The sequence below is a fragment of the Flavobacterium defluvii genome (genome assembly GCF_900129555.1).
GTDB lineage: Bacteria > Bacteroidota > Bacteroidia > Flavobacteriales > Flavobacteriaceae > Flavobacterium > Flavobacterium defluvii.
The window spans coordinates 1-23,848 of the sequence record NZ_FQWC01000010.1 but is presented as its reverse complement, the minus strand read 5'-3'; the positions used below and the strand labels follow the sequence as shown (position 1 = coordinate 23,848).

Annotated in this window: 11 protein-coding genes; 2 read left to right on the top strand and 9 right to left on the bottom strand. The window is 36.2% G+C overall.

Going from position 1 to position 23,848, the window contains the following annotated elements; translation table 11 throughout:
* Positions 1-6 precede the first annotated feature (6 nt).
* Both BUC29_RS18485 and BUC29_RS18480 read left to right on the top strand, forming a co-directional pair.
* Positions 7-1,500, top strand: coding sequence for a RagB/SusD family nutrient uptake outer membrane protein (locus BUC29_RS18485; protein WP_073417667.1), 1,494 nt, complete (start codon positions 7-9; stop codon positions 1,498-1,500).
* A 137-nt stretch (positions 1,501-1,637) separates the two neighbouring features.
* Positions 1,638-2,939 carry a family 8 glycosyl hydrolase gene (locus BUC29_RS18480; RefSeq protein WP_244160849.1) on the top strand — a complete coding sequence of 434 codons (1,302 nt, stop codon included), beginning with the start codon at positions 1,638-1,640 and terminating at the stop codon, positions 2,937-2,939.
* 214 nt (positions 2,940-3,153) lie between these two features.
* Here the strand turns inward: BUC29_RS18480 and BUC29_RS18475 are convergent, their stop codons facing one another.
* The 9 genes from BUC29_RS18475 to BUC29_RS18435 all read right to left on the bottom strand — a co-directional run bounded on the left by BUC29_RS18475 (position 3,154) and on the right by BUC29_RS18435 (position 23,171).
* Positions 3,154-5,097, bottom strand: coding sequence for a glycoside hydrolase family 97 protein (locus tag BUC29_RS18475; RefSeq protein WP_073417666.1), 1,944 nt, complete (start codon positions 5,095-5,097; stop codon positions 3,154-3,156).
* A gap of 51 nt (positions 5,098-5,148) precedes the next feature.
* Positions 5,149-7,743, bottom strand: coding sequence for a xylan 1,4-beta-xylosidase (gene xyl3A / locus BUC29_RS18470; RefSeq protein WP_073417665.1), 2,595 nt, complete (start codon positions 7,741-7,743; stop codon positions 5,149-5,151).
* A 62-nt stretch (positions 7,744-7,805) separates the two neighbouring features.
* Positions 7,806-9,356 (bottom strand): glycoside hydrolase family 43 protein, encoded by a 1,551-nt coding sequence (locus tag BUC29_RS18465; RefSeq protein ID WP_073417664.1) that lies wholly within the window; start codon positions 9,354-9,356, stop codon positions 7,806-7,808.
* Between the two features lie 137 nt (positions 9,357-9,493).
* Positions 9,494-12,043, bottom strand: coding sequence for a glycosyl hydrolase 115 family protein (locus BUC29_RS18460; RefSeq protein WP_139260550.1), 2,550 nt, complete (start codon positions 12,041-12,043; stop codon positions 9,494-9,496).
* Positions 12,044-12,064: 21 nt separating this feature from the next.
* Positions 12,065-14,788, bottom strand: a complete 2,724-nt coding sequence (locus BUC29_RS18455; RefSeq protein WP_073417662.1) for an alpha/beta hydrolase-fold protein — start codon at positions 14,786-14,788, stop codon at positions 12,065-12,067.
* 60 nt (positions 14,789-14,848) lie between these two features.
* On the bottom strand, positions 14,849-16,087 hold the full coding sequence (locus BUC29_RS18450; protein ID WP_073417661.1) for an SGNH/GDSL hydrolase family protein: 1,239 nt from the start codon (positions 16,085-16,087) through the stop codon (positions 14,849-14,851).
* A 9-nt stretch (positions 16,088-16,096) separates the two neighbouring features.
* Complete coding sequence (locus tag BUC29_RS18445) at positions 16,097-17,830, bottom strand: glycoside hydrolase family 43 protein (protein WP_073417788.1); 1,734 nt, start codon at positions 17,828-17,830, stop codon at positions 16,097-16,099.
* Between the two features lie 289 nt (positions 17,831-18,119).
* Complete coding sequence (locus BUC29_RS18440) at positions 18,120-20,066, bottom strand: RagB/SusD family nutrient uptake outer membrane protein (RefSeq protein WP_073417660.1); 1,947 nt, start codon at positions 20,064-20,066, stop codon at positions 18,120-18,122.
* A gap of 12 nt (positions 20,067-20,078) precedes the next feature.
* Complete coding sequence (locus tag BUC29_RS18435) at positions 20,079-23,171, bottom strand: SusC/RagA family TonB-linked outer membrane protein (RefSeq protein WP_073417659.1); 3,093 nt, start codon at positions 23,169-23,171, stop codon at positions 20,079-20,081.
* Between the last annotated feature and the right edge of the window lie 677 nt (positions 23,172-23,848).

Sequence of the window (23,848 nt, the reverse complement as noted above, 5' to 3'; positions counted from 1 at the left end):
GAGACGATGAAAAAAATTAAATATATACTTATAGTACTGTCTGGAGCTTTAACCATGACTTCATGTGACAGTAGCGAATTAGAATTGACTAATCCTAATACTTTATCGCCTGAAACTTTCTTTAAAACAGAAGCACAAGTGCAGTCTGCAGTAAACGCTTCATATGCAAATCTTCAGACAAGAGGACTTTATGGAAGAAATCTTTTCTTTGCCATGGATCTAATGGGGCACGATGCTTTAGGAAATCCGCAGTTAGAAGGCAACAAGAAGCCTTTTCAGGATTTTTCTTTTAATGCAGGAAATGATATTATTCAATATTATTGGGAATCTTGCTATATAGGAATCTCAAGAGCAAATTTTGTATTGGATAATGAGCAGAAAATAAATGCTCTTCCAAATGCAGTTTTATCTCAGGAAAAAAAGAACAAATATCTAGGAGAAGCTCATTTTTTAAGAGCGTATTATTATTTCCTATTAGTAAAACGTTTTGGTGATTTGCCAATTTATAAAACAGGTACTATTGTCGGAAATGCACGAAGCCCTAAAGCAGAGGTATATGCACTGATTGAAGAAGATCTTGTATTTGCATCACAAAATCTTTTGTCAAAGGCATCAGAATCAGCAGGAAGAGCTAATAAAGAAGCTGCTTATGCTCAATTGGGTAAGGTATTATTATATCAAAAGAAATATAATGAAGCTTTAGCTGCGCTTAACAATGTGACAGGTTACAGTCTTGAAGATAAAGGGAATTTTTATAACAACTTTATGGAAGAAACTGAACATGGCAAAGAGTCGATTTTTGAAATAGAATTTGATGAAAAAAATGGAACTGGAGATCAATGGGGTGCTGTTGGTGATAGCCAGGGAACTGGTTTTGAGGAGTCAACACTAAGAGGTCAGGAATACGGAAATCTTAGCTGGTACAATGTCTATCCGTCAGATGAACTTTTAGATGCATATGAAGCAGGAGATAACCGTTTTGGAGATACTTTTTATGTGCCTGGTTCATCTTATTTAAAAGGAACTAAGGTAATGGTGGCGAGCAACTTCACTACCTCAGCAGGTATTAGAAGAGCGGGTTGGAAAAAATATCAAAACTATTATAATAGAGAAGATGAGGCAACACGTTCAAGCATTAACTTTAAAGTAATGCGTTATGCAGATGTATTGCTTATGAAGGCAGAATGTGAAAACCAAAGAGATGGAGGTTCGCAGACAGCAGCTATAGCGTACATTAAAGAAGTTCGAGACAGAGCAAACCTGACAACTGCTATTACACCAACCAAAGAGGCGGTGTTTGCAGCAATTGTTCACGAACGTCAAGTAGAGTTTGCGGGAGAACAGTCTCGTTTTGATGATCTTATAAGATGGGGCATCGCAAGTACAGTATTACAAGGAACTGGTTTTACTGCCGGGAAAAGCGAATTATGGCCAATACCGAACAGGGAAACATCTTCTAATCCTAAAATAAAACCAACAGATAATAATCCTGGTTATTAAGATAATTTAAATTTTTGGTCGGTTCAAGTTAAGTTAGTTTGATAAACAGCGCATCTCACTGCGCTGTTTATTTGTTTACAGAAATGTAACTGAATAAAAACGAATTGGATTTTCAAATTTTTTAATTAAGTCAAAAAATGAAAAATACAGATAAAAAAAATCAAAGTTTGAGTTTAAGTAAAATTTCAGTTTTAATAATGATATTTATGTTGACTGCTCCTAGTTTAATAATAGCGCAGCATAAAAAGAATACAGATAAATCAGAACCCAAAAGACCTCAATACCGAAATCTTTTTAAAGAAGCAGGGTACAGTCAGGTCGAAATAGATAAGAAATTAGCCAAAGCCTATTACGATGTTTTTGAAGGACCTGATAAAGTTTATTTTGAAGAGGGTGATTCATTAGGATACGTTTCTGACGTAAAAAATAAAGATGCCCGTACCGAAGGAATGTCATACGGAATGATGGTCGCAGTTCAGCTCAATAAAAAAGATGTTTTTGATCGTCTCTGGAGATGGTCAGTAAAATACATGCAGCATCAGGAAGGAACAAGAGGAGGCTACTTTGCGTGGAGTGTAAATCCTGAGACCAAAAAACAAAACTCTCCCGGTTCTGCCTCAGACGGTGAATTGTATTATATTACCAGTCTGCTTTTTGCCTCTAATAAATGGGGTAATGATACAGGAATAAACTACTATAAAGAGGCACGAAGAATTCTAGATGCCATGTGGAAAAAAGACGGCACTGGAAATGTATATAATATTATAAACACAGAGCATAAGCAGATTACATTTGTGCCGGAAGGAGGAGGTTACAATTGGACAGATCCTTCTTATCATGTTCCTGCATTTTATGAAATATGGGCATTGTATGCCAAAGACGGTCATGAGAAGTTTTATAAAGAATGCGCTGATATTTCGCGTAATTTTTTACATAATGCCTGCCATCCCGTGACCGGGTTAAATTCAGATTATACTGAATTTAACGGTGAACCACATCCAACACCCTGGATGCCTCCGGGATTTCGCTATGACTCCTGGCGTGTTCCTATGAATATTGCAATGGATTATACCTGGTACGGAAAAGATAAAGAATGGCAGGAAGATTATGCTAAACGATTTCAAAATTTCCTTAGATCGAAAGGATTAAATACATATCAAGATCAGTTTAATCTGGATGGTTCTACTCCAGAGTTTATTCTTCAGGCTGGTCCAGTCAAAAAACTTAGACATTCGATTGGGTTAGTAGGAACTGCTGCCACAGCATCGTTGGTAAATAAAGACAAAGCAAGTATGGATTTTGTTCATTCATTATGGAATGCCAAACTTGAACCTTATGAAGATGGTTACTTTGACCCATATTATGATGGATTAATGTATCTCTTCAGTTTAATGCATCTTAGCGGAAACTACCAGATTATAGCCGAAAGGGTTGAGTAAATTTTTAAATTAAAAATATGAAACAATATACAAGTATTATAATATGGGGATTTTGGAGAAGATTCCTTCCTTTGTCACAAAAATTAAGTCTTTTTAGAATTTTTCCGTTTAAAAAAAGATTGATTTTTTTTATATTTTACACTAAAATCGCGGTACTGCAGGTGTAAAAAATTAAAACCTATCTATTCTTATTCTTTTAGCAGACTATCTCCAATTAATTCAACAGAAGTACTCCCCCATTGCAGGGAATTTTAATTTCAGCCTCCTGATTTTTTTTAAGTTTTACTGTTTCTTTTTTTCCATTCAATTGCGCATCATCTGAATAATATTGTAAAGTTGTTCCCGAAGCAATCATAGGCAGTTTTAATTTAATTTTCAGTGTTTCTTTCTGCGCATTTATACCCGCGATATACCACTTAATTCCTTTTCGGCGGGCAATAATGACATATTTACCGGGATATCCTTCCAGAAAACGAATCTCATCCCAGGTGGTTGGAACTCCTTTTATAAAATTAACAGCCCACTGCGGAGCATCGGTCAAATTGTTTGGTGCCAATGCAAAATGCTGCACGCCGCTTTGAAAAAGTACGGCAGTAGCCAAAGCAAATACATCCGAAGTAATTCGTTTTGTACCTTTATTAGGAATATTATCACTGTTGTAAAATTTATTTAAGGCACTCCCACCAAAATCCATACTGCCAACTGTATTTCGAATAAAAGTATGTGTTGCCGCGTTTGCAGCTTCATTATCACAGCTTAACTGCCCAAAATGCAGATTTTCACTCGCCAAAACCGCCTCGCTTGCCGCATAATTAGGATACATACGCTCCCAGCCTCTCGGTAATGTACAACCATGAAAAATAACCATAATACCAAATTCATTCGCATCTGTCAGGATATCTTCGTATAACTTCATTGTAACTTGTTTGTCTCCGCCGAAAAAATCTACTTTAATTCCTTTTACGCCAATACTTTTCATCCACGCCATTTCCTGACGACGAACTGCTGCATTATCCATCATGCCTCTTGGTCCCTGTGGCGCATCGTTCCAGTACCCATTTGAGTTATACCATAAATACAACCCCACGTTTTTTGTTCGTCCGTATTCCGCTAATTCGGTAATTTTATCTTTTCCGATCTGTGTATCCCAAAGTGCATCAATAAGTATGGTTTCATATCCCAAAGCATTACTAAAATCAATGTATTGTTTTTGAACGGGAAAAGTTGTGTTGTTGTCCATTTTCATAATCCAGCTCCAAGTGCCTTTTGTATATTGATATTCTTTTGAGGCATTATATTTTGGTTTAACCAAATCAAACGGAATCGTTGTGGTTACAATAGGACCGAGCGTTTCGCCTATTGTAATAGTCCGCCACGGAGTTTCTCCGGGAAGCGCAATTCCAGGTGCTGTAGTTCCGTTTCCATTGTTTTCCCCTGCCATTGGAAAACCAATTGTGTACAGTCCTTTTTCATGGCCAATTAGTCTGCTCCCACAGTAATTCCCGTCAACGCCTGTTTCAGATATTAAAACCCAGCCGTTATTATTTACTTTAAAAAGACACGGAAATGTATAGCCTTCGCCAATGCCGTTTTTACCCATTGCATCATCTAATGCATACGATGTTTCATAACTTGGTGCTGTTCTGGCATATCCTGTCATGGGTTTACTTTGCGGACAAAGAAATGTAGTCGTTCCCTGTGGCAGAAGAAAACCAGAAGCTTCTTCCTCCACCACACAGGCACGCGCTTCTTTCTGCGAATGTATCTTATACTTAAAAGCCACATCATTATTGCTAACCCTGAAAATTACATCAATCGCAGGTTTATTTTCTTTAGTGAAAGAAAATACGGCTTCATTAGCTTCATAATGCACCTTACTCTGCTTAATATTAGACAATTGATACGTTTCATCAACTTTATTTTGAATGATTTCCGATTTTAAATTTAATCCCGTTGTAAAATCCCCCACATTTGTTTTTAAACCAAGCGGAGAATTTTCTAAAAATGTTTTATCATTATAAGAAATACTATAAAAAGGGATTTCCTTTAAAATCGAAACCGATAATTTAAGTTTTCCATCCGGACTTTTTACAACTGATTGTGCATTTAATTTTAAAAAACTAAACAGACATACACATAAAAAATACTTAAAATTCATAACGCACTTTTAATTAATTACTTTATTTTTACTGATAACAGAATAAGCAGCTTATTGAATTGACAATTTAGTCATTTTTAAATCTTTAGCATCTGAACTCGTTCCGTAAAACACTTCATATTCTCCGGGAGTTGTATTCATTCCGATGCTTTTTGCATCATAAAATTCAAATGAAGCAGGTGGTAAATCGATCGTTACATTTTGACTTTCACCGGCTTTTAATGTAATTCGTTTAAAACCTTTAAGTGTTTTCAAGGGACCATCGGGATCATTAAGTTTTCGAACATAAACCTGAACCACCTCTGTTCCTTCTCGTTTACTGGTATTTTTTATTGAAAAATTTAATTGTGTACTTTCATTTGCTTTTATTTTTGTCTTGCCCAGATCTGCTTTTCCAATTTGGAATTTAGAATAACTTAAGCCAAAACCAAACGGGAACAAAACATCTGTGGTATATCTGTAAGTTCGGCCTTTCATTGAATAATCTTCAAAATTGCCTAAAACTTCTGAGTTTTTATAAAAGGAAACAGGAAGTTTTCCCTCAGGATTATAATCTCCAAAAAGAACATCGGCAACAGCCTGACCTCCGGATTCTCCAGGATACCAAGCCTGTAAAATGGCATCGCAGCTTGCTGTTTCCGGCGTTAAAGCAATGGCAGAACCCGAACAGTTTACAAAAACTACTTTTTTACCCGCAGCTTTCAGTTCCTGCAAACATTTTCTTTGTACCGCAGGAAGTTCGATATTGGTTCGGTCACCCCCTTTAAAACCGGGATAAGAAACCGGCATTTCTTCTCCTTCCAGTAAAGTCGAAAGTCCACCGACAAAAATCACCGTATCGACACCTTTTAATTTTTGAAGCAATGCTGCAAAATTAATATCGTATTCTTTTCCAAAATCAAATTCAAGATTCGCCTGCCAATTGTTAGATTGTGCGTACAGAATTTCTATTTTATATTTTTTTCCTGCTTCAACCGGAAATGGAATTTTGCCCGGAAGCGTACGCCAGCTGGTATATTTTTCCAATGATCTGCCATTTACCAATAACTCAAAAGCTCCAGTCGCTCCGGTTTTAAAAACAAGTGTATCTGTGGTTTTAGCCACAAAATCTGTTTCATATTTTGCCGAAAATCCTTCTAATTTAATCCCAGAAGCAAATTCATGCTGTCCCGCCGTTGTCATTTTTATCGGATTTATAATTTGCTGTACTGTACTACTGTTGCCTTCTCTGTTTGGATTGTTCCAATACGTAGCTTTCATTCCTTTTTTTCCATCAATCGAAGTCTGATCTAAATAACTTTGGGTTACTTTGTTTTCAACTAAATCAGAGGCTTTGTCATACACCATTTTATTTTCGGCAATTTTTGACTGAATACCGCTTTTAATTGTGATTGTTTTAACCGGAGTTCCGTTGTAATTTCCCCATAACATTGATTCGCTATCCGCATTCGGGCCAATAACCGCCAATTTGCCGATCGCTTTATTTAAAGGCAGAATATTGTTTTTATTTTGCAAAAGGGTCATTGATTTTTGCGCCATTTCGAGAGCTAATTGCTGATGTTCTTTACTATTAAGTACCGAAGCAGGAATTTGTGCCCAGGGCACGATGGCGTCATCATCCATTTCTCCCAAATCAAAACGCTCCGTTAAAACACGAAGCAGGCTTTTATCAATATCAGCTTCTTTAATTAAATCTTTCTCAACTGCTTCAGGCAAATTTTTAAACGGATACTTTTCCCAGACACATTCAACGTCAGTTCCTGCCAAAACAGCTTTTGATGCAGCATGCGTTGCATCTGATGAAACTTTGTGCGTGGTATAAAAATCAGTAACGGCACCGCAATCAGAAACAACCAGATATTTATAGCCCCATTCATCACGTAAAATACGCTGTAATAAACGTGTGTTACTACAGCAAGGTTCATCATCCAAACGCTGATACGCACACATAACCTGACGCACATCGGCGTCTTGTACCAATGCTTTAAAAGCCGGTAAATAAGTTTCGTATAATTCACGCGGATCAATGTTATTCAAATTCAGTTCGTGTCGGCTCCATTCGGGTCCGGAATGGACGGCAAAATGTTTTGCGCAGGCCAAAAGTTTACGGTATTTGGCATCTGCCGGACCTTGTAATCCTTTTACAACTGAAATTCCCATTCGGGAAGTTAAATAGGGATCTTCACCATACGTTTCCTGCCCGCGTCCCCAGCGCGGATCCCTGAAAATATTAACATTCGGTGTCCAGACTGAAAGGCTCAAGAATCGTTTGTTTTCGTTAACACCCTGAATCCATTGATTGTATTTTGCACGGGCTTCATCAGAAACTGCATTAAAAACTTTGTACACCAACTGATCGTCAAATGAAGCTGCCATACCTATAGGTTCCGGAAAAACGGTAACATTATCATTATTTGCGTAACCGTGCAGCGCTTCGCTCCACCAATTGAATTTTTTAATGCCGAGTCTCGGTATCGGATCACTTTGGTCACACATTAAAGCTGCTTTTTCTTCAAGAGTTAATCTTGAAATTAAATCCTGGGCTCGCTCTTTCGAACTCAAAGATGCATCCTTAAAACGGTATTGCTGCCCGTTTACAGTAAAAACAGCAACTAAACTTATGATAAACAGATAACTAATTTTCATGATCTTCTGAATTATATGATGAATATTTTGCGACGCTAAACAGACTGATTATTTTTTAAAATTTAATTTTCAATATGAAAATAATCAAAGTCAACAAAGCCTCCCACGCTTTTTGTGGCATAATTAAACAAGCCAAATCGATAACCCATAAAGTGAGGAAGTGTATAAGGGAGTTTTATTTTTTTTCCAATACTAATCCATTTTTTTCCATCTAAACTGTAAAAAAACTGGCCTTGATCTTCCCTATCTTTAAAGTTGCATTTTGCCTTGAAATAAATTTTATCCTGAGTTAACGGAATACTTTCTATTGCTGTTGGAATATCTTTCAGCACTTCAATCATTACAATTTTTTTTGAATCTTTTTCAGCTTTTACGCCAATTAATCCGTACTCTTTTTGCAATAAAGAAAGTCCTGCAAAGTCACCGTCTTTCATTTTAGAAACCTCAACCAAAATAGCTGCCGTACTTTCCGGTCCAAAAGTTCTTTGTGTTAAGGTATTTTTTGCCTGAACAAAACTGCTGTCGATTCTACCGGTTTTTAGTCTTAAAAAACCTTTTCTTTCTTTTACCGACCAAAGCGAATTGTCCGGATTATGATTCCATTGCCAGACCAAAGGCAAATCAGGATCATTTTTTTTTCGATTAAAATCATCTGAGTTTACAATTCCGGGAATTAAACCTTTGCTTGCCGGTAAATCAAGGATCTCCGGTACTTTGTTATTTTCGCCTAAAATTGGCCAGTCATTTTCCCATTTAACCGGAACCAGATAAGGAATTCGCCCCACACCGCCAAAATCTCTGAAAAGGTAGGAAAACCATTTTCCTTTTGGTGTATCAATAAGTCCTCCCTGCGCAACACCAAAATCCTGTAATCCTATTTTTCCTTCCCAGGGACCTGAAATTTTATCTGCCCTGTGTATAATTACCGTTCGCATTCCGTCTTTTGGCCAGACTATATTGAAGAGATAATATTTTCCTTTTACTTTGAAAAGCTGTGAACCTTCAGATTGCAGCATAATATTTTTACCAGCTGGCGCACTGGCATTTTCTATCAGCACTTTTTCTGTTTCTTTTTTTATATTTGATAAGTCTGAATTTAATTCAACAATGTGCAGTTTTCCTGAACCCCAAACCATATAAATTTTTCCGTCATCATCAAAAAAAATTGAATGGTCGTGATAGGAAGTATTCAAAACTGTCCGGTTCCAAGAGCCTTTTTCTATATCTTTTGTCGAAAAAATATAGGTTTTGCCCGTCGTTCCCGAGAAAGTACTGACATAATAAATTCCATTGTGATAATTGAGACTGCTCGCCCATGAACCTCTTCCGTAATCATTTTTTCCATTATCCAGATTTAGCTTGTCATTATCATTTTCTAATGTTTGATAAGCATAATTGACAATTTTCCAATTTACTAAATCGGCAGATTTCATAATAGGAACACCGGGATTCATGTGCATTGTCGTACTGCTCATGTAATAAATATCGTTGACCCTAATAATCGACATGTCAGGAACATCTGCAAAAATCACCGGGTTCTGAGCCTTATTTTGTGCATAATCACACCAAGTAAAAAGCAGAACAAGACTAAAAAAAATACTTCTATTTTTCATTTATTTAACATCATTTATTCCCAGCAGAAAAAACAAAAGTTTCTATTTTATAAAAAGATTTTTCATCATATTATTTAATTGAGAAACCGAAATCTGTAACTTTTTCCGAATGTATATCTGAGAACTTTAGTTAATAATTAAATTCTATTTTTGATCGTTTCACTTTCAGGCGGACCCAGATAGGAAGGTTTTAATTCTCCTGTATAGATCACAATCTTCTGCAGGACGATACCAGGATCTAAAACACGATAACGAAACACATGTTTTCCTGGTTTTGAAATAATATGTTTAGTGTTCGAATGAATCAAGTGTTCGGCCTGCCATTTGCCTAATTCGCCACGGTAATGACCATTAAAATTTATTGTTTGCGGTTTTTCTTCATCAAAAGAAACTTCATAACGAAGTCCCTTATTGCTGTTAAAATTCAGCGTTGGAGACAAAAGTAATTCTACATTAAATTCTCCAATTGAAGTAAACTCAATTTCATACTCCACAAAAATATTCTCATTTTGAGTCGAATATTTATTTTGTGGAAATGTTGTAATACCACTTTTCGTTTTTCCAAAATCAGGAATTACTTCCCAATGAATAGTGTTTGAATTATTTACTTTAGAAAAATGTTCTGCTTCAATAGAAACATATGATTCCTTTTGTACAAATACGTTCGAAACTATCTGATCTTTTTCAGAAACATAACTGATTTCAGGCAAAATGTTTTTAGGAGTATCATACCAGTTTTTGTATCCAATTCTCATCTGATCCATAATATGTGTCCATTTTCCTCCTGAAATTTCATTATTGTATTTGTTTTGGAGCACAGAATCTCTTTCAAAATGTCTTTTCACCTGATCTGCAAAAGCATTGGCTAAAATGTTTTTTTCTAATGCGAATTTTCTATTATTGGCTTGTGCAAAATACATTTCATAAAGATTGCTGCAGGCATCTATAGGGTATAAAACCAATTGAAAATAAGCATCCTGATACTGTTTTGGAATCTCATTGTAAATTCGATACGCATCTAGTGCCAGATTTTTATACTCATTTACAACCGTTTCAAATTCATTGTAATTTTCCAGGCTGTAGGTTTTACTGTCGAGCATTTCGGGCGTTACTCGCCGGTTAAATTTTGGATAGGTATTTAATAATCTTGCTATTTCTTTGGCATATTTTGTTCCGAACTGATCGGCAGCCCATTTCTCGGTAAATTCAAAAAGATTTTGAGAATTAAACTTTTTAGGATTCCACGACATATCTAAAAAGAAACTGATCGGAAATTCCATTGGCTTTAAATCTCCAACATTGACAATCCAGATTTTATCCACACCATGTTCGTAGCTAAGGTTCATTTGTTCCCAAACCCTTTGTATGGGACTTATATTTATCCATTTCGAATTTCGTGGCGCTCCTACATAATCAAAATGATAATACATGCCGTAACCGCCTTTGTGCAAAGGTTTTGTCAGGTCAGGAAGCTTTCGCACATTTCCCCAATTGTCATCACAAAAGAGCAAAATAACATCATCCGGAACACGCATTCCCTGATCATAATAATCCTGAACTTCCTTATACAAAGCCCAAACCTGAGGTGTATTTTCAGGCTTTTTTCGGGTTACGTCAGCAATAATTTTACGTTGTTCTTTTACAATATTTTCCAGCAAAACAATATTTGTTCCTTCGCTCATGGCTTCGTCTCCGTCTCCGCGCATTCCTACAGTTATGAGCTTTTCCCAGTTTTTGCTGCGCTCTATTCCGCCTTTCCAGAATTCATCCAGAACCGTTTTATTTTTATTATAATCCCAAACATTCGGGAGATTATTTTCTTTAATATATCGGTGCCAGTCGGTTTGAGCCAAAGCCATGGGTTCGTGATGCGATGTACCAATGATAATTCCCATTTCGTTGGCTAGTGGTCCGCTGGCGGGATCATCATCGTAAAATGCATTTCCCCACATGGCAGGCCAGATGTAATTGGCTTTTAACCGAAGTAATAATTCAAAGACTTTTTCATAAAACTTACTGTTAAATCCACCAAATGTTGCTTTCGACCAACCGCTTAATGCCGGCGCTTCGTCATTGATAAAGATTCCTCTGTATTTTACCGCAGGTTCGCCATCCGTATATATTCCTTTTACAAAATACAGATTGTCTTTTTTCTCCACAGGAACATCAGCCCAGTAATACCAAGGCGAAACGCCAATTTGTTTCGATAATTCGTAAATTCCGTAAATCGTTCCACGTTTGTCACTTCCGGCAACTACGACAGCTTCCTCTATACCATTAAATGGATTTTTAATATTTTGAATAGTAAATTTTTCGTTCTTGCCTTTGAGCTGTTTTCCGTCGATTTTATTTACTTTAACCAAATCATCAACAAAAGAATTTGTACCGATTGTTCCGATAATAATTAGTGGTGATGAAACATTTGTTTTTTGATTAAAAACAGCTGGTTTTTCTCCTGTAACTTTTTCAAAATCAATTTGTAAATTAGTGACTGCACGCAAAATACCGGCATCTGTCCCGTTACTAACAAGAAAGGACAAGGGTGAAGATTTCTCTTTCAAGACTATAACATTATCGCTTTTTTGTGTTGTAATAAATGACTGCGCTTTTAAAAAACTACAGCTAAAAAAGATAAGAAACGTGAGGATATATTTTGAAAATGTATTCATGCTGTATTTATTATGCATTCCATTACTATTTTAAAATCTTTATTTGTGCTGAAACAATAATGGCGCAAACATAAATAAATCATGTCTCCAGACTGGCCATGTATGTCCGCCTGGATATTCGCTGTATTTATATTTGATTCCTAGCTGGTCGAATTTTTTCATCATTATTTTGCAGTTTTCATAAGCAATATCTTCTTTTCCTCCCATAGAAATCCAAAATTCTTTGATGTTTGCATTAATTGTCCCGGCATTATTTTTCATAAACTCGTATTGCGGATCAGATAAGGCTGTATTATTAGCCCACCAGCCTGAACTAAAAACGCCTATATAAGAAAACAAGTCAGAATTTTTAATGCCAGCATATAGTGTTTGCAAGCCTCCCATTGATAATCCTGCCAAAGCCCTGTTTTTAGATTCCTTTGCTGCTTTAAAATTGCTTTCTACAAAGGGAATTGCGCCGGTTTTTAATTCATTTTCAAAAGCTTTTAGTGCATTTTCATTAAAACCTGCAACGCCGCCTGTATTTCCCATATTACCATCGAGCATTGCTATAATCATTGGTTTTGCTTTGTTTTCGGCAATTAAATTGTCTAAAATTAAATTTGCTTTTCCCTGAGCTGCCCAGCCTGTCTGATCTTCACCTCCACCATGCAGGATATATAAAACCGGATATTTTTCTGCAGCATTTTCATATCCAGGCGGTGTATACACATACATTTCACGCCATGAATTGGTTTCTTTTGAAAAATATTTTTTGATTCTGATATCACCATGCGGAACGTCTTTTAAAGCATAAAAATCTCCTTCTTTATTTGGAATTTCAATACCGCTTGCCATACGCCCCATACCGTAAAATGTCTGACTTGACGGGTCTGCAACTGCAACACCATTAATAAGCAGGGAATAATAATTAAATCCTTTATTAATTACATCTGTAGTTACTGTCCAAAATCCTTCTGAATCTCTTGTCAGATCGTATTTTTTACCTAAATCGATTTGTACTTTTGAAGCTTCGGGAGCGGTAACTTTAAAAATTACTCTGTTATCCGGTAATATCTGCGGATATTTTGCATTACGAATATTGGTTTGCGCAGGACTCCCTAAAATGGTATAAGCTGCAAAATTAGATTGATCGACAGTTTTAAATAAAAATTGTGAAAACATATACAAACCATTTTTCCATACTTTAAAATCATGAACTCCCGGCTCGATGTAATAAATATGAGGCACATCATTTTTATACAAATAATCGTGCGTTCGTTTACTGTTTTCGATAAGCCAGTCGTTATCTCCACAGGAAATCCAGAGTAGTTTTAGTTTCTTTTTTGCTGTTTCCGGATCAAAAAGTAATTCTGCTGGTGCTTTAGTATTAGGAGCTGCTGAGAAAGCGCCAACCCAGGCAAATTTATCTAAATTCCCTAATCCAAAGTTTAAAGATTGCCCGCCTCCCATTGATAATCCGGCAATAGCGCGGTGATCTCTGTCTTTCTGAACTGGGTATTTTTTTTCGATAAACGGAATCAGGTCGTTTAATAAATCTTTTTCAAATACAGCAAAAGCCTGTACTTTGTCGGGTGCCATTATATTTCCGGCCGCACTGTCGTCTTTCATTGCCCTGCCGTTTGGCATGACCACAATCATAGGTTCTATTTTTCCTTCTGCAAAAAGATTATCTAATATAATTTGCGGATTTCCTCCGTTGAGCCATTCTTTTTCATCGCCGCCTATTCCGTGTAAAAGATACAAAACAGGATATTTTTTCTTTTTATCGAATCCGGGAGGGGTATAAACTGTTGCTTTTCTTGTAGAACCAACCGTTTTAGATTCATAAGTAATCGTTTCTATTTTTCCTGCCGGAATGTTAGCATTTAACTGATCAAAACCAAGGGGAGCCTGTACTATAAAAGGCCTTTTTCCGTTAGATAATTTATAACCTAATAATGAAAGCATTTTATCAGCATAGCGTCTTCCTAAATCTCTGTAACCTGCGGCATTAAAATGCAAAAAGTCAGGTTCTGCCGTGCATCCTTTTGATGAAATCACATAGGAATTGGGAATTGTTTTTGGCAATGCTGCTATAATTTTATTCATACTGCCACATTTACCTTTCTGGTCTTCGTTTACAGTTTCTCCTGAGAGTAAAGGAACTTTTTTCGGGTCCAGATTTAAATCCTTTATCAAATTATCATAGACAATTTTTACCTTTTTTGTCCAAAGTGTATCTCCTGTATTAGATTCTCCCTGATGTAATAAAATACCTTTAATTACACCTTTTTTCTGCGCTATTTTTGCCAGTTCAACCAGTCTTGCATATGGATTTCCATCATATTCTTTTAGAATGCCTTTCATCCAATCGGGCGCTGTGGCTGTATATTCTGCTGTCTTATCTTTATCAAAAAGTTCAATTTTACATCCTCCAACGGCTACATTGATAACGCCTACTTTTACATTTTCAGGCAGATTGGCTACCAGATGCCGCCCAAAATAATCAAACGGTGTTAGTCCGGTACTGCAGCGACACAATGGCGGTATGGCGGTATACCAATTTCCTTTTTCACGTTTCAACTCAGGACAATCGACTGCCTGCAAAACCTGAAACCGATCATCGACACCCTCTTTATCCTGTGGTTCTATTTTGGCATATCCTTCCATATTAGACTGACCAAAACCCAGATAAATATGAAAATCAGGATCTTGAGAGTACCCTTTTTGTACTATTGAAAAAAGAATCGTAAAGGCGAAAAATCTAAGTATTGATTTCATTGCTGCTCTATTTTTATTGTCAAAAAATCATTTTTAACAGAATTCAAAATATATAAACTGTTATTTAAATAAATTGAGATCCACGGCTTCTCCCATCTTAAGATAGCCCGCTTCATTGGGATGCAAAAAATCTCCGTCGTGAAGGCTGGATAAGATGGTTTTTGAATCTTCTCCTGAAACCATTACTTTATCAAAATCGATTACGGCATCAAAGGCATTACTATTGCGAATCCAGGTATTTACAATATCGCGGGCCTGTTGTTTATGTGGCGCATCATAAAATGATTTGGCAAATGGCAAAATAGTACAGCCGTAGACTTTAATTGCTTTTGCATGTGCTTTATCGATCATTACTTTATAAGCATTTATAAGTTCCTGCGCTTTTACAGGTGCGTCTTCCGGATTTTCAATTCCTCCAATGTCATTGATTCCTTCCAGAATTATGAGCCATTTTGTACCTTTTTGAGATAATACATCTCTGTCAAAACGGTTCAGGGCTGTTGGTCCTAAGCCGCCTTTAACAACACAATTTCCTCCAATTCCTAAATTCAAAACACCTATTTTTTCCGTTTTTTTATCAGCTGATAATCGTGCCGATAAAATATCTGTCCAACGGTTTTGTTTATTGGTTCCTGAGCCCCTGCCGTCTGTAATGGAATTTCCTAAACAAACGATAGCAGCTGCAGATTTATCCTCAACTACATCCAATCCCATAATCGAATACCAGTGATCTGTTTTTATGGCGCCATCAAAAGCTGCATTTTGAATTTGATCTCCTTCAAGAATATATGAAGTGGTTCGTGAACCGGGATGTCCTGATGTTTTTTGCGAAATATTTCCGTAATGAATAGTAATCGCCAAAAGTTGTCCTGGCGTTAATTTAAAATCAAAAGCATCTGAATAAATTTCTTGTTCGGGATTTATTGTTATCTCAGATTTTCCATTAAAACGAAGTTCTTTTTGGGTTTTAGAATCTATACCGGGCGCATCAATAACATTGGCTACACTAACCGATTTTAAAACCGTTTGCTGATCGCTGAAAATATTGGAGAAACGCAATCTGATATGTTTTCCTCCAATAGAAACTCTGATAATTTGTCGAAGTGTATTTCTTGAAAGTCCCGGAGCAGGCGGCATATTATTTGGTTCGATCAGCATTTGTGCGCAAGCCCAGCTTCCCACCCAGACTGTCGTTTTTGATTTGCCCTGAGCCATTATCGATGACTGATTGAACTGACAAACCAAAACTAAAAAGAAGATCTGCAAAAACAATATTCGTTTAAAATGTTTCTTTTTCATATTTCATTTTTATAGTGGCTGAGCATCATTTGCAGCCGTTGCATATAATCCTATTAATGCACCTGTAAAACCTCCGGCGATATTTGTGGATAGAATATCGCCTGAAACGCTTTCACCTAAATTTTTAAAATCAGTACCGTTTAAAGCATAACTAAATTCATAACTGTCTCCGGTCGCTTTTACCTGAAGCCGAATGTTTTTTTTGATTTCAATTTTGGCACTTGCAATTGTTTTTGACTGTCCTTTTTCTGTTCTTTCTAATAAAATATAAGTGTCTTTTCCTTTTTTTGTTATTCCAAAAACATAATTAAATTGCTCATTTTGCAGACATGTAATTCCTGCCAGATCTTTTTCAGATTCTGGTTTGTAGTCTAATGTGGCGGCAAACGAAAACGTGTTGTGCATTTGTCTGTAAAAAAGCGTCGAAGTGGGTTTCAATTCTTTTATGTTTACTTCGAAAGGGTTGATCTGAAGTCCTTTTTTGGTGAGAGAAATAAAATTTTCTCGCGGGCCTCTCAATCCGATCCATCTGTAATCTAATTTATCAGAAGTAAAATTTTCTGTAAACGTAAAATTACCATTTGGGAAAAATCCGTCTTTGCCTGTTTTGTTTTCGGTTACGCCTTTTGGCATTTTAATTTTTGGTTCTAAAGGCACTAATCCGTTTTCAAAAACGGGAAAAGTTCCTGACCAGTCTACCGGAAGCATAAAGGTTTCACGTCCTGTATTTACGCGGTCTTTATCATTTGGGCGAATGCCTAAAAATACCCCGTAATATTTATTATCAGGTCCAAGAACTAAATCGGCATGTCCTGCCCAGTCTACTTTATCTTTTCTGTTTTGCGGAAAATATCTTTGGGTAAGAATTGGGTTGTTTAATGCGGGTTTAAAAGGTCCTTTAGGACTATCACTGATAAAGATTACTTCACTATGATTTCCTCCTGTACCGCCTTCGGCACACATTAAATAATAATGACCGTCTTTTTTATAAAGATGTGGCGCTTCTATCCAGATTGGCTTTTTAGAAAGATCTACTCCGCCATCTACAATAATTTTATCCGTGCCCGGAATGACCTGATCTTTTTCCAGATCGTATTCCCAAACTTTAATAACACGATGTCCCTGATACAGTTCTTTTCCTTTATCGGGAGCATCATTATGAACGATATAACCTTTTCCGTTATCATCAAAAAATATACAAGGATCGATTCCGTTAAAGCCTAATTTTATTGGGTTTCCCCATCCTTTCATGGGGTCTTTTGTTTTTACTATAATATTACCCAGACCTCCTGAAAATGCCGTTACAATCATGTAAAAAGTGTCATTGTGAGGATTATACGTTATTCCCGGCGCATACACACCCTGACTTATACCTGTATCATGCGGATTAAATTCGGATACTTTATTTAGTACACCTCCAAGGTCTGTCCAATTTACTAAATCTTTAGAATGAAAAATGGGTACTCCCGGAAACATAGCAAAGGAAGAACATACCATAAAATAATCATCGCCTTTTTTGGTAATTGCCGGATCCGGATAACATCCCTGTAAAACGGGAGAATAAAACTCATCTGGTTTTAATGGATTATTTTTATAAATATCATCATTTCCCTGATACACAACATTTAAAAAAACAGGAGGGTTTACATTTTTTTTTCCGGTAATTGCATCTTTAACGCCAACTCCTTTAAAAGAAAAGAGAAATGATAATGCTAGTAAGAGAACTAATAACTGCTGTTTCATTTTGTATTTTTTTGTTTTATAGTACTTGATAAAGGTGCTTTTATTCAATATTGAAATTAAAGATAGAAAACGTTTTGAACGCTGATGATTCGGATTAAACAGATTTCTTATTTTATTTAAATAGGATTTTCCAGATTTTAAATAAATCTGCGCCAATCAGCTTAAATCCGTGTCATCCGTTTTCTCCTTGCAAATTGAATTCACAATTTAAAAGCCGAAGAAATTACTCCTCGGCTAAACTTAAACTAACATAACCTACCTTAAAACTTATTTGTTTTTAAATCCCTAATTAATTATATCCCGGATTCTGGTAAGCTTTTTTGTCGGCATCAGACATTTCCATACCATCTATTTGCGCTTGCGGAATAGGACGCAGATAATGATGAGGCTCTATTTTTCTGGTAATAACCTCTGGTGTATGCTGACCATAATTTGATCCGCCAATTGAATATTTACCGGCAATTTCATTCCATTTTTGAGTTCTTACTAAATCATACCAACGATACCCTTCGCCATAATATTCACGGGAACGTTCGGCCAGAATGTAATTAATATCAATTACTGCAGGGGTTGCGTTCGTTAATACGACACTATTGTCAGCCGTTTTTGCTACTTTACCATTATTGTCCCAACGCCATTTTCCTGCGCGTGCTCTGATTACATTGATAAGATCTCTGGCAGACATGCTGCCTGTTGCACCCTTTACTGCTGCTTCTGCCGCAACAAAATATAGTTCTGAAAATTTAGCAACAGGATAAGGTCTTGTACTTCCGGCATTTGGCTGTCCTAATCCTCCGGCATTATCTGTACGGTAGGGCCCTAATTTCCATAATCCAGGATATACTATTCTGCTTATTCCTTGTGGAGAAATTACATAATCAGACCTGCCTGGTAAAACTCCTGCACCAATACCGCTATCTCCCGCTCCGGCAGGGTATGCAATTGCCGTTGAAGGTTCATCATTAAGAAAAGTTACAATAGCATCCCCTGGTTTTACCGGTAATCCGTTAGCATTATATAAAGTTGGTACATCGGTTAATCCGGTTCCAAGTAAATTCCAGTTTCCACGATATACGGCCGAAAATGTTCCGTCGTATCTTGAATCGTTTGTTTTATCTGCAAAAGTTTTGGTAAAAACTTCTATAGGTGGTGCCATTCTTACCCAAGGACGTCCTAAAAACTGATCTGCCGCTCTTTGTACAGTCGAAACCGCAGTTCCTGATGCATTTTTACTTCTTATAGAAGTATAATTAAATGTTCCCATCCAGCCTGCAAAATTATCTGGTGAGCCGCCGCTTCCGTATGTAAGACTTGCTCCATTGTAATATTCGCTTTTCTCTGTATGATCTGCATAAAGCATTATTTCTTTATTGCGGTCATTAGAACCTAAGTTCACATCATAATAATAAGGCAATAATGCATAAGTTCCCGGATTATTAATACCTGCCAAAGCGATGTTATAAGCCTCTTGAAAGTACCATTGTGCATTATGTCCGTCAGGATCTGTTCTTGGAGTTTCTGGATAGGTGGGAATATTGTTTGGGTTTTCCAGCCACCATGCATATGTCAGATATGCTTTTGCTAACATTAAACGAGCCAGTGTTTTGGTAGCTGTACCTGTTAACCTTGGCGTATCCGGTAATTCATTTACAGCTGCTACCAGGTCCGGAAAAATAGCTTTTGTATAAACCTCACTTACTGTATTTCGTTTTGAAGATCTGGATGGTTTACTGTTAAATTTGAGTTCACCAGCCCCTAAATCTAAAGGCACACCTCCAAAATTTTGTACCAATAAAAAATAATCAAAAGCTCTAAAGAATTTAGATTCTGCAATTAAGTTACTTGCGATGCCTACTGCGGCACCATTCTCAATAATACCACTTGCTGTATTGATATCATTATAAGAGTTATTCCAGACCACATCGGCTCTGCTCGAGGTAGGATTTATAACCCCAACTCCGGATAGGTCATGATCTTTAAAATTGCCATCAGCTTGCTGTCCATATGTATTTTCATCTGTTCCTGTCTGCACAGAATTATAATAATAAGCCTGTCCATATATCCATCTTAAATGGGCGTAATGCGAAGTCAATCCCTGTATAACTCCCTGTTCAGTTTTAAAATAGCCAGGCTCATAAAAATCATGTGGTTTTTCTTCTAAAATATCAGAGCAGCCTGTAAAGGAGAACAAAGCTACTAATACTATAATTAAATTTTTAGAAATATATCGTTTCATAGTTGTTCTTGATTAAAATGTTAAATTAAGTCCGAATAAAAAATTTCTAGTTGAAGGAGTGTTTGTTCCAATAACCAAAAACCTACGTTGGTATGATGTTGTTACTGCCTGATTTTCATCTCCATAAGAATTTGTTTCAGGATCCATACCAGATTGTTTATGATAAGGTGAAAAAAGTACAAAAGGATTTTGTGCCGTAAAATAAAGTCTCAGCTTCTCTATACCTAAACTTCTCATAAATTCCTGATCTAAAGTATATCCTAGAGTTAATGCTCTGATTTTTAAGTATGATGCATCAAAATATCCCATTGTAGAAATATATTTTGGGTTATCACCGCTTCTAATTCCTCTTGGATTTGGAAATTCAGCATCTGTATTATTTGGTGTCCAATAATCTACATCTACATTGCTTCTTCTTCCGTTAAGTAAGTTCAGGTAACTATTTCCTCCATAAAGTGTGCTAATTAAAACACCGCCGCTTTTAAAAGCACCAACGGCAGAAAAATCAAAACCTTTATATGTTAAGCTCGTATTAAAACCTCCCTGAAAGTCTGGATCAGTTTCAATAATTTGTCTGTCGCTTGTATTAATGGCACGTGTTGGTGAACCATCCGGGTTAAAATCTCCTGTATACTTTACTTTTATAGACCCTACAACTGTTCCCTGATCGTTTACACCAGTTGGTCCAGGCTCTAATATTGACATGTATGGATCACCTTGCTGCCAGATTCCTACTTTTTCATAATCGTAAATAGAGTTGATATTATAACCAACAAACCATGAATTTGCTTCATCTCTTTGCGCTCCTGAAGCAAGTTTAACCAACTTGTTTTGGTTGGCATAAAAATTAACCCCAACGGTCCAGCTCAATCCTTTTGGATTATCAAGAATAACTCCGTTTAAGGCAATCTCATATCCTTTATTTTCAGTTTCACCCACGTTTGCCACATAGCTGCTCACGCCAGATGTTGCCGGCAGGTTTACTCTTTGCAGCAAATCTTTTGTATTTGTTTTGTAATATTCGATCGTACCTGATAAACGATTATTAAGGAATGCAAAATCCAATCCGTAATTCCATGTGGTAGAATACTCCCATCCTAAATCCGGATTAGGCAGTTCGGTTACATATACGCCTGTTGAATTTGTATTACCAAAATTATAAGGCCTGGTACTTAAAGCTCCTAAAGTAGCGTATGGGGAAACAGCCTGATTAGAAGTTTCACCGTAACCTGCTCGTAATTTAAGTAAGTTAACCCATGAAACATTTTTTAGAAAAGATTCATTAGAAACTGTCCATCCTGCTGATACAGCCGGATAGGTTACCCATTTATTTCCTTTTGATAATCTTGATGAACCATCTGAACGAATTGTTCCTGAAATAAAGTATTTATTATCATAAGAATACATTGCCCTTGCCATATATGAAGTCAGACCCCATTGTGTATAATCCTGATTTGCAGGGTTGATAACCGCTTCTTCTTCACTCTGACCAAGATTGTAAAATTGAAATGCATCAGAAGTTATCCCGTTTCTTGAAATTTGTGACGTATTTGCTGTAAACTGCTCGTTGGAATACAGTCCTACAAAATTTATGGTATGTTTTTGAGCAAAAGTTTTATCGTATGTAATCAGATTTTCAATAAGCCATTGTGTTGATAAGGTATTGCTAATCGAAGCATTTGAGATCGTAGTAGGATTTACATCAAAAACACCCTGCCCTTCATAATAACCACTATTTGACAAGCGTAAATTTAATCCCGTATTCATACGATATTTTAAACCTTCAACTCCCGGTATTTTTACCTCTGCAAAAATATTATTGTACGAACTAAAAGCTCTTGTCTGATTCACATAAGAGTCACCAAGATTATTAATAGATTCTCTGGTGTAAACCCAGTTTTCATCGGCACCCATTCTCACGGTTCTTTTTAAAGATCCGTCCGGATTATACGGATTTGCCAATGGCGAAGTTCCTAAAATAGTACCTGTACCAATGTTATCTCCGTTAGTAACAGAGTAATTGCTATTGGTATTAAAGCCCATGCGGAAAGCACCTCCTAATTGCTGATCTAAACCTCCTCTTAAGCTAAAACGCTCGTATTTTTGACCCGGTAAAACAGATTCTTCTTTATAATATCCTAAACCTGCATTGTAAGCCCCGTTCTCACTACCCCCGGAAACACTTACATCGTGACTAATCATTTCGCCAGCTCCGTAAAGTAAATCCTGCCAGTCTGTATTGGTATCTCTTGATTCATCAATACCATCTGTATATAAAGTAGAGTAATCACGAAGTGCTGCAAATTTAGCAGCATCCATCATATCATATTTTCCAAAAACCTGTTTGATACCGCTAAATCCGTTATAATTAAAAGTAGCTTTTTGATTTTTACGCCCCTTATTACTTGTAATTAATATAACCCCATTTGCTCCACGTGAACCGTAAATAGCAGTTGCAGAGGCATCTTTTAAAACATCTACAGATTTTATATCAACTGGATTTATATCTCCTATTGAACCTGCAAACGGAACTCCGTCCAAAACAATTAAAGGATCATTACTCCCTGTTAAGGATCTGGTTCCACGTATGCGTATCTGCATTGCCGCTCCCGGTTTGGTAGAAGTCTGTGTTAAGTCAACACCAGCAAGCCTTCCTTGCAGAGCCTGCGTTACATTGGCAGCCGGAACTTCATTTAATTCACTGCCTCCAATAGAAGCTACAGATCCCGTCACAGCTTCTTTTCTTTGCGTTCCGTACCCAATAACAATTACTTCTTTTAATTGAGCAGAATCTTCTTCAAGACTTACATTAATTTTGCTTTGTCCGTTTACAACTACTTCTTTGTTTCTTAAACCTATAAAACTGAAAACAAGAATTCCATTGGACGGGACATCTATAGTGTAGGTACCGTCAAAACTAGTACTTACACCAGTTTTAGTGCCTTTTAAATTTACATTAGCTCCCGGAATCGGACCATTTGCATCTGATACTGTTCCGGTAACTTTTGTCTGCGCACCGGAATGGAGTGAAAACGCAAACATTAAGATCAAAAAACAAAAGCATTTTAGATGCTTTGATTTAATTGTAACAAAATAGTTAGTCATAAAAATTGATTTAGATAGTTAATTTGATTGGTTGAGTTAATAAGTATAGTATCAAAAATATAAAAAAACAATCAATACACAATCGGTTGTTTATTATTTTTTTAAATATTCGATAAAAAAGATGCTTTAAAAAAATATACTAAATAATTTTAAGACTAAAATAATGTAAAATATTTATTTATAGGATTATTTCAGCTGTTGATTTTGATAATTTTACTGCATAATTTTTATTTAGTTAAAAAAAAGTAAAAAAATAAAAAAAGTAAGAATCATCATGCCATTACTCAAAAACAAGTCTTTTTTAAGGTAAAAATACTGTTAAAATAAACAGATAAACAAAACAAATTGCTGTACTTGTTTTTAATTATTAGCTATTTAGCCTCAAAAAAGCAACATTAAAAGCAATCGGTTGTTACAAAACATAAAAAAACTCCTTTCAAATTAAATTCGAAGGAGTATTTTATGAAACTGAAATTTAGCTAAATTAACGTACTAAACTGGCCGTAAGAATATTATAATTTCATTTTTGTGATTACACACGAAATATTCATTCCAGCTTTTAACTTTCTGCAGCTATCACATTTAAATATATTGGTTAATAATATTTTCAAACAATTCTTGTTTACCGCTTTGAAGGTTTAATTCACCATTTTCATGAGCGATGGCGTAAAGATCTT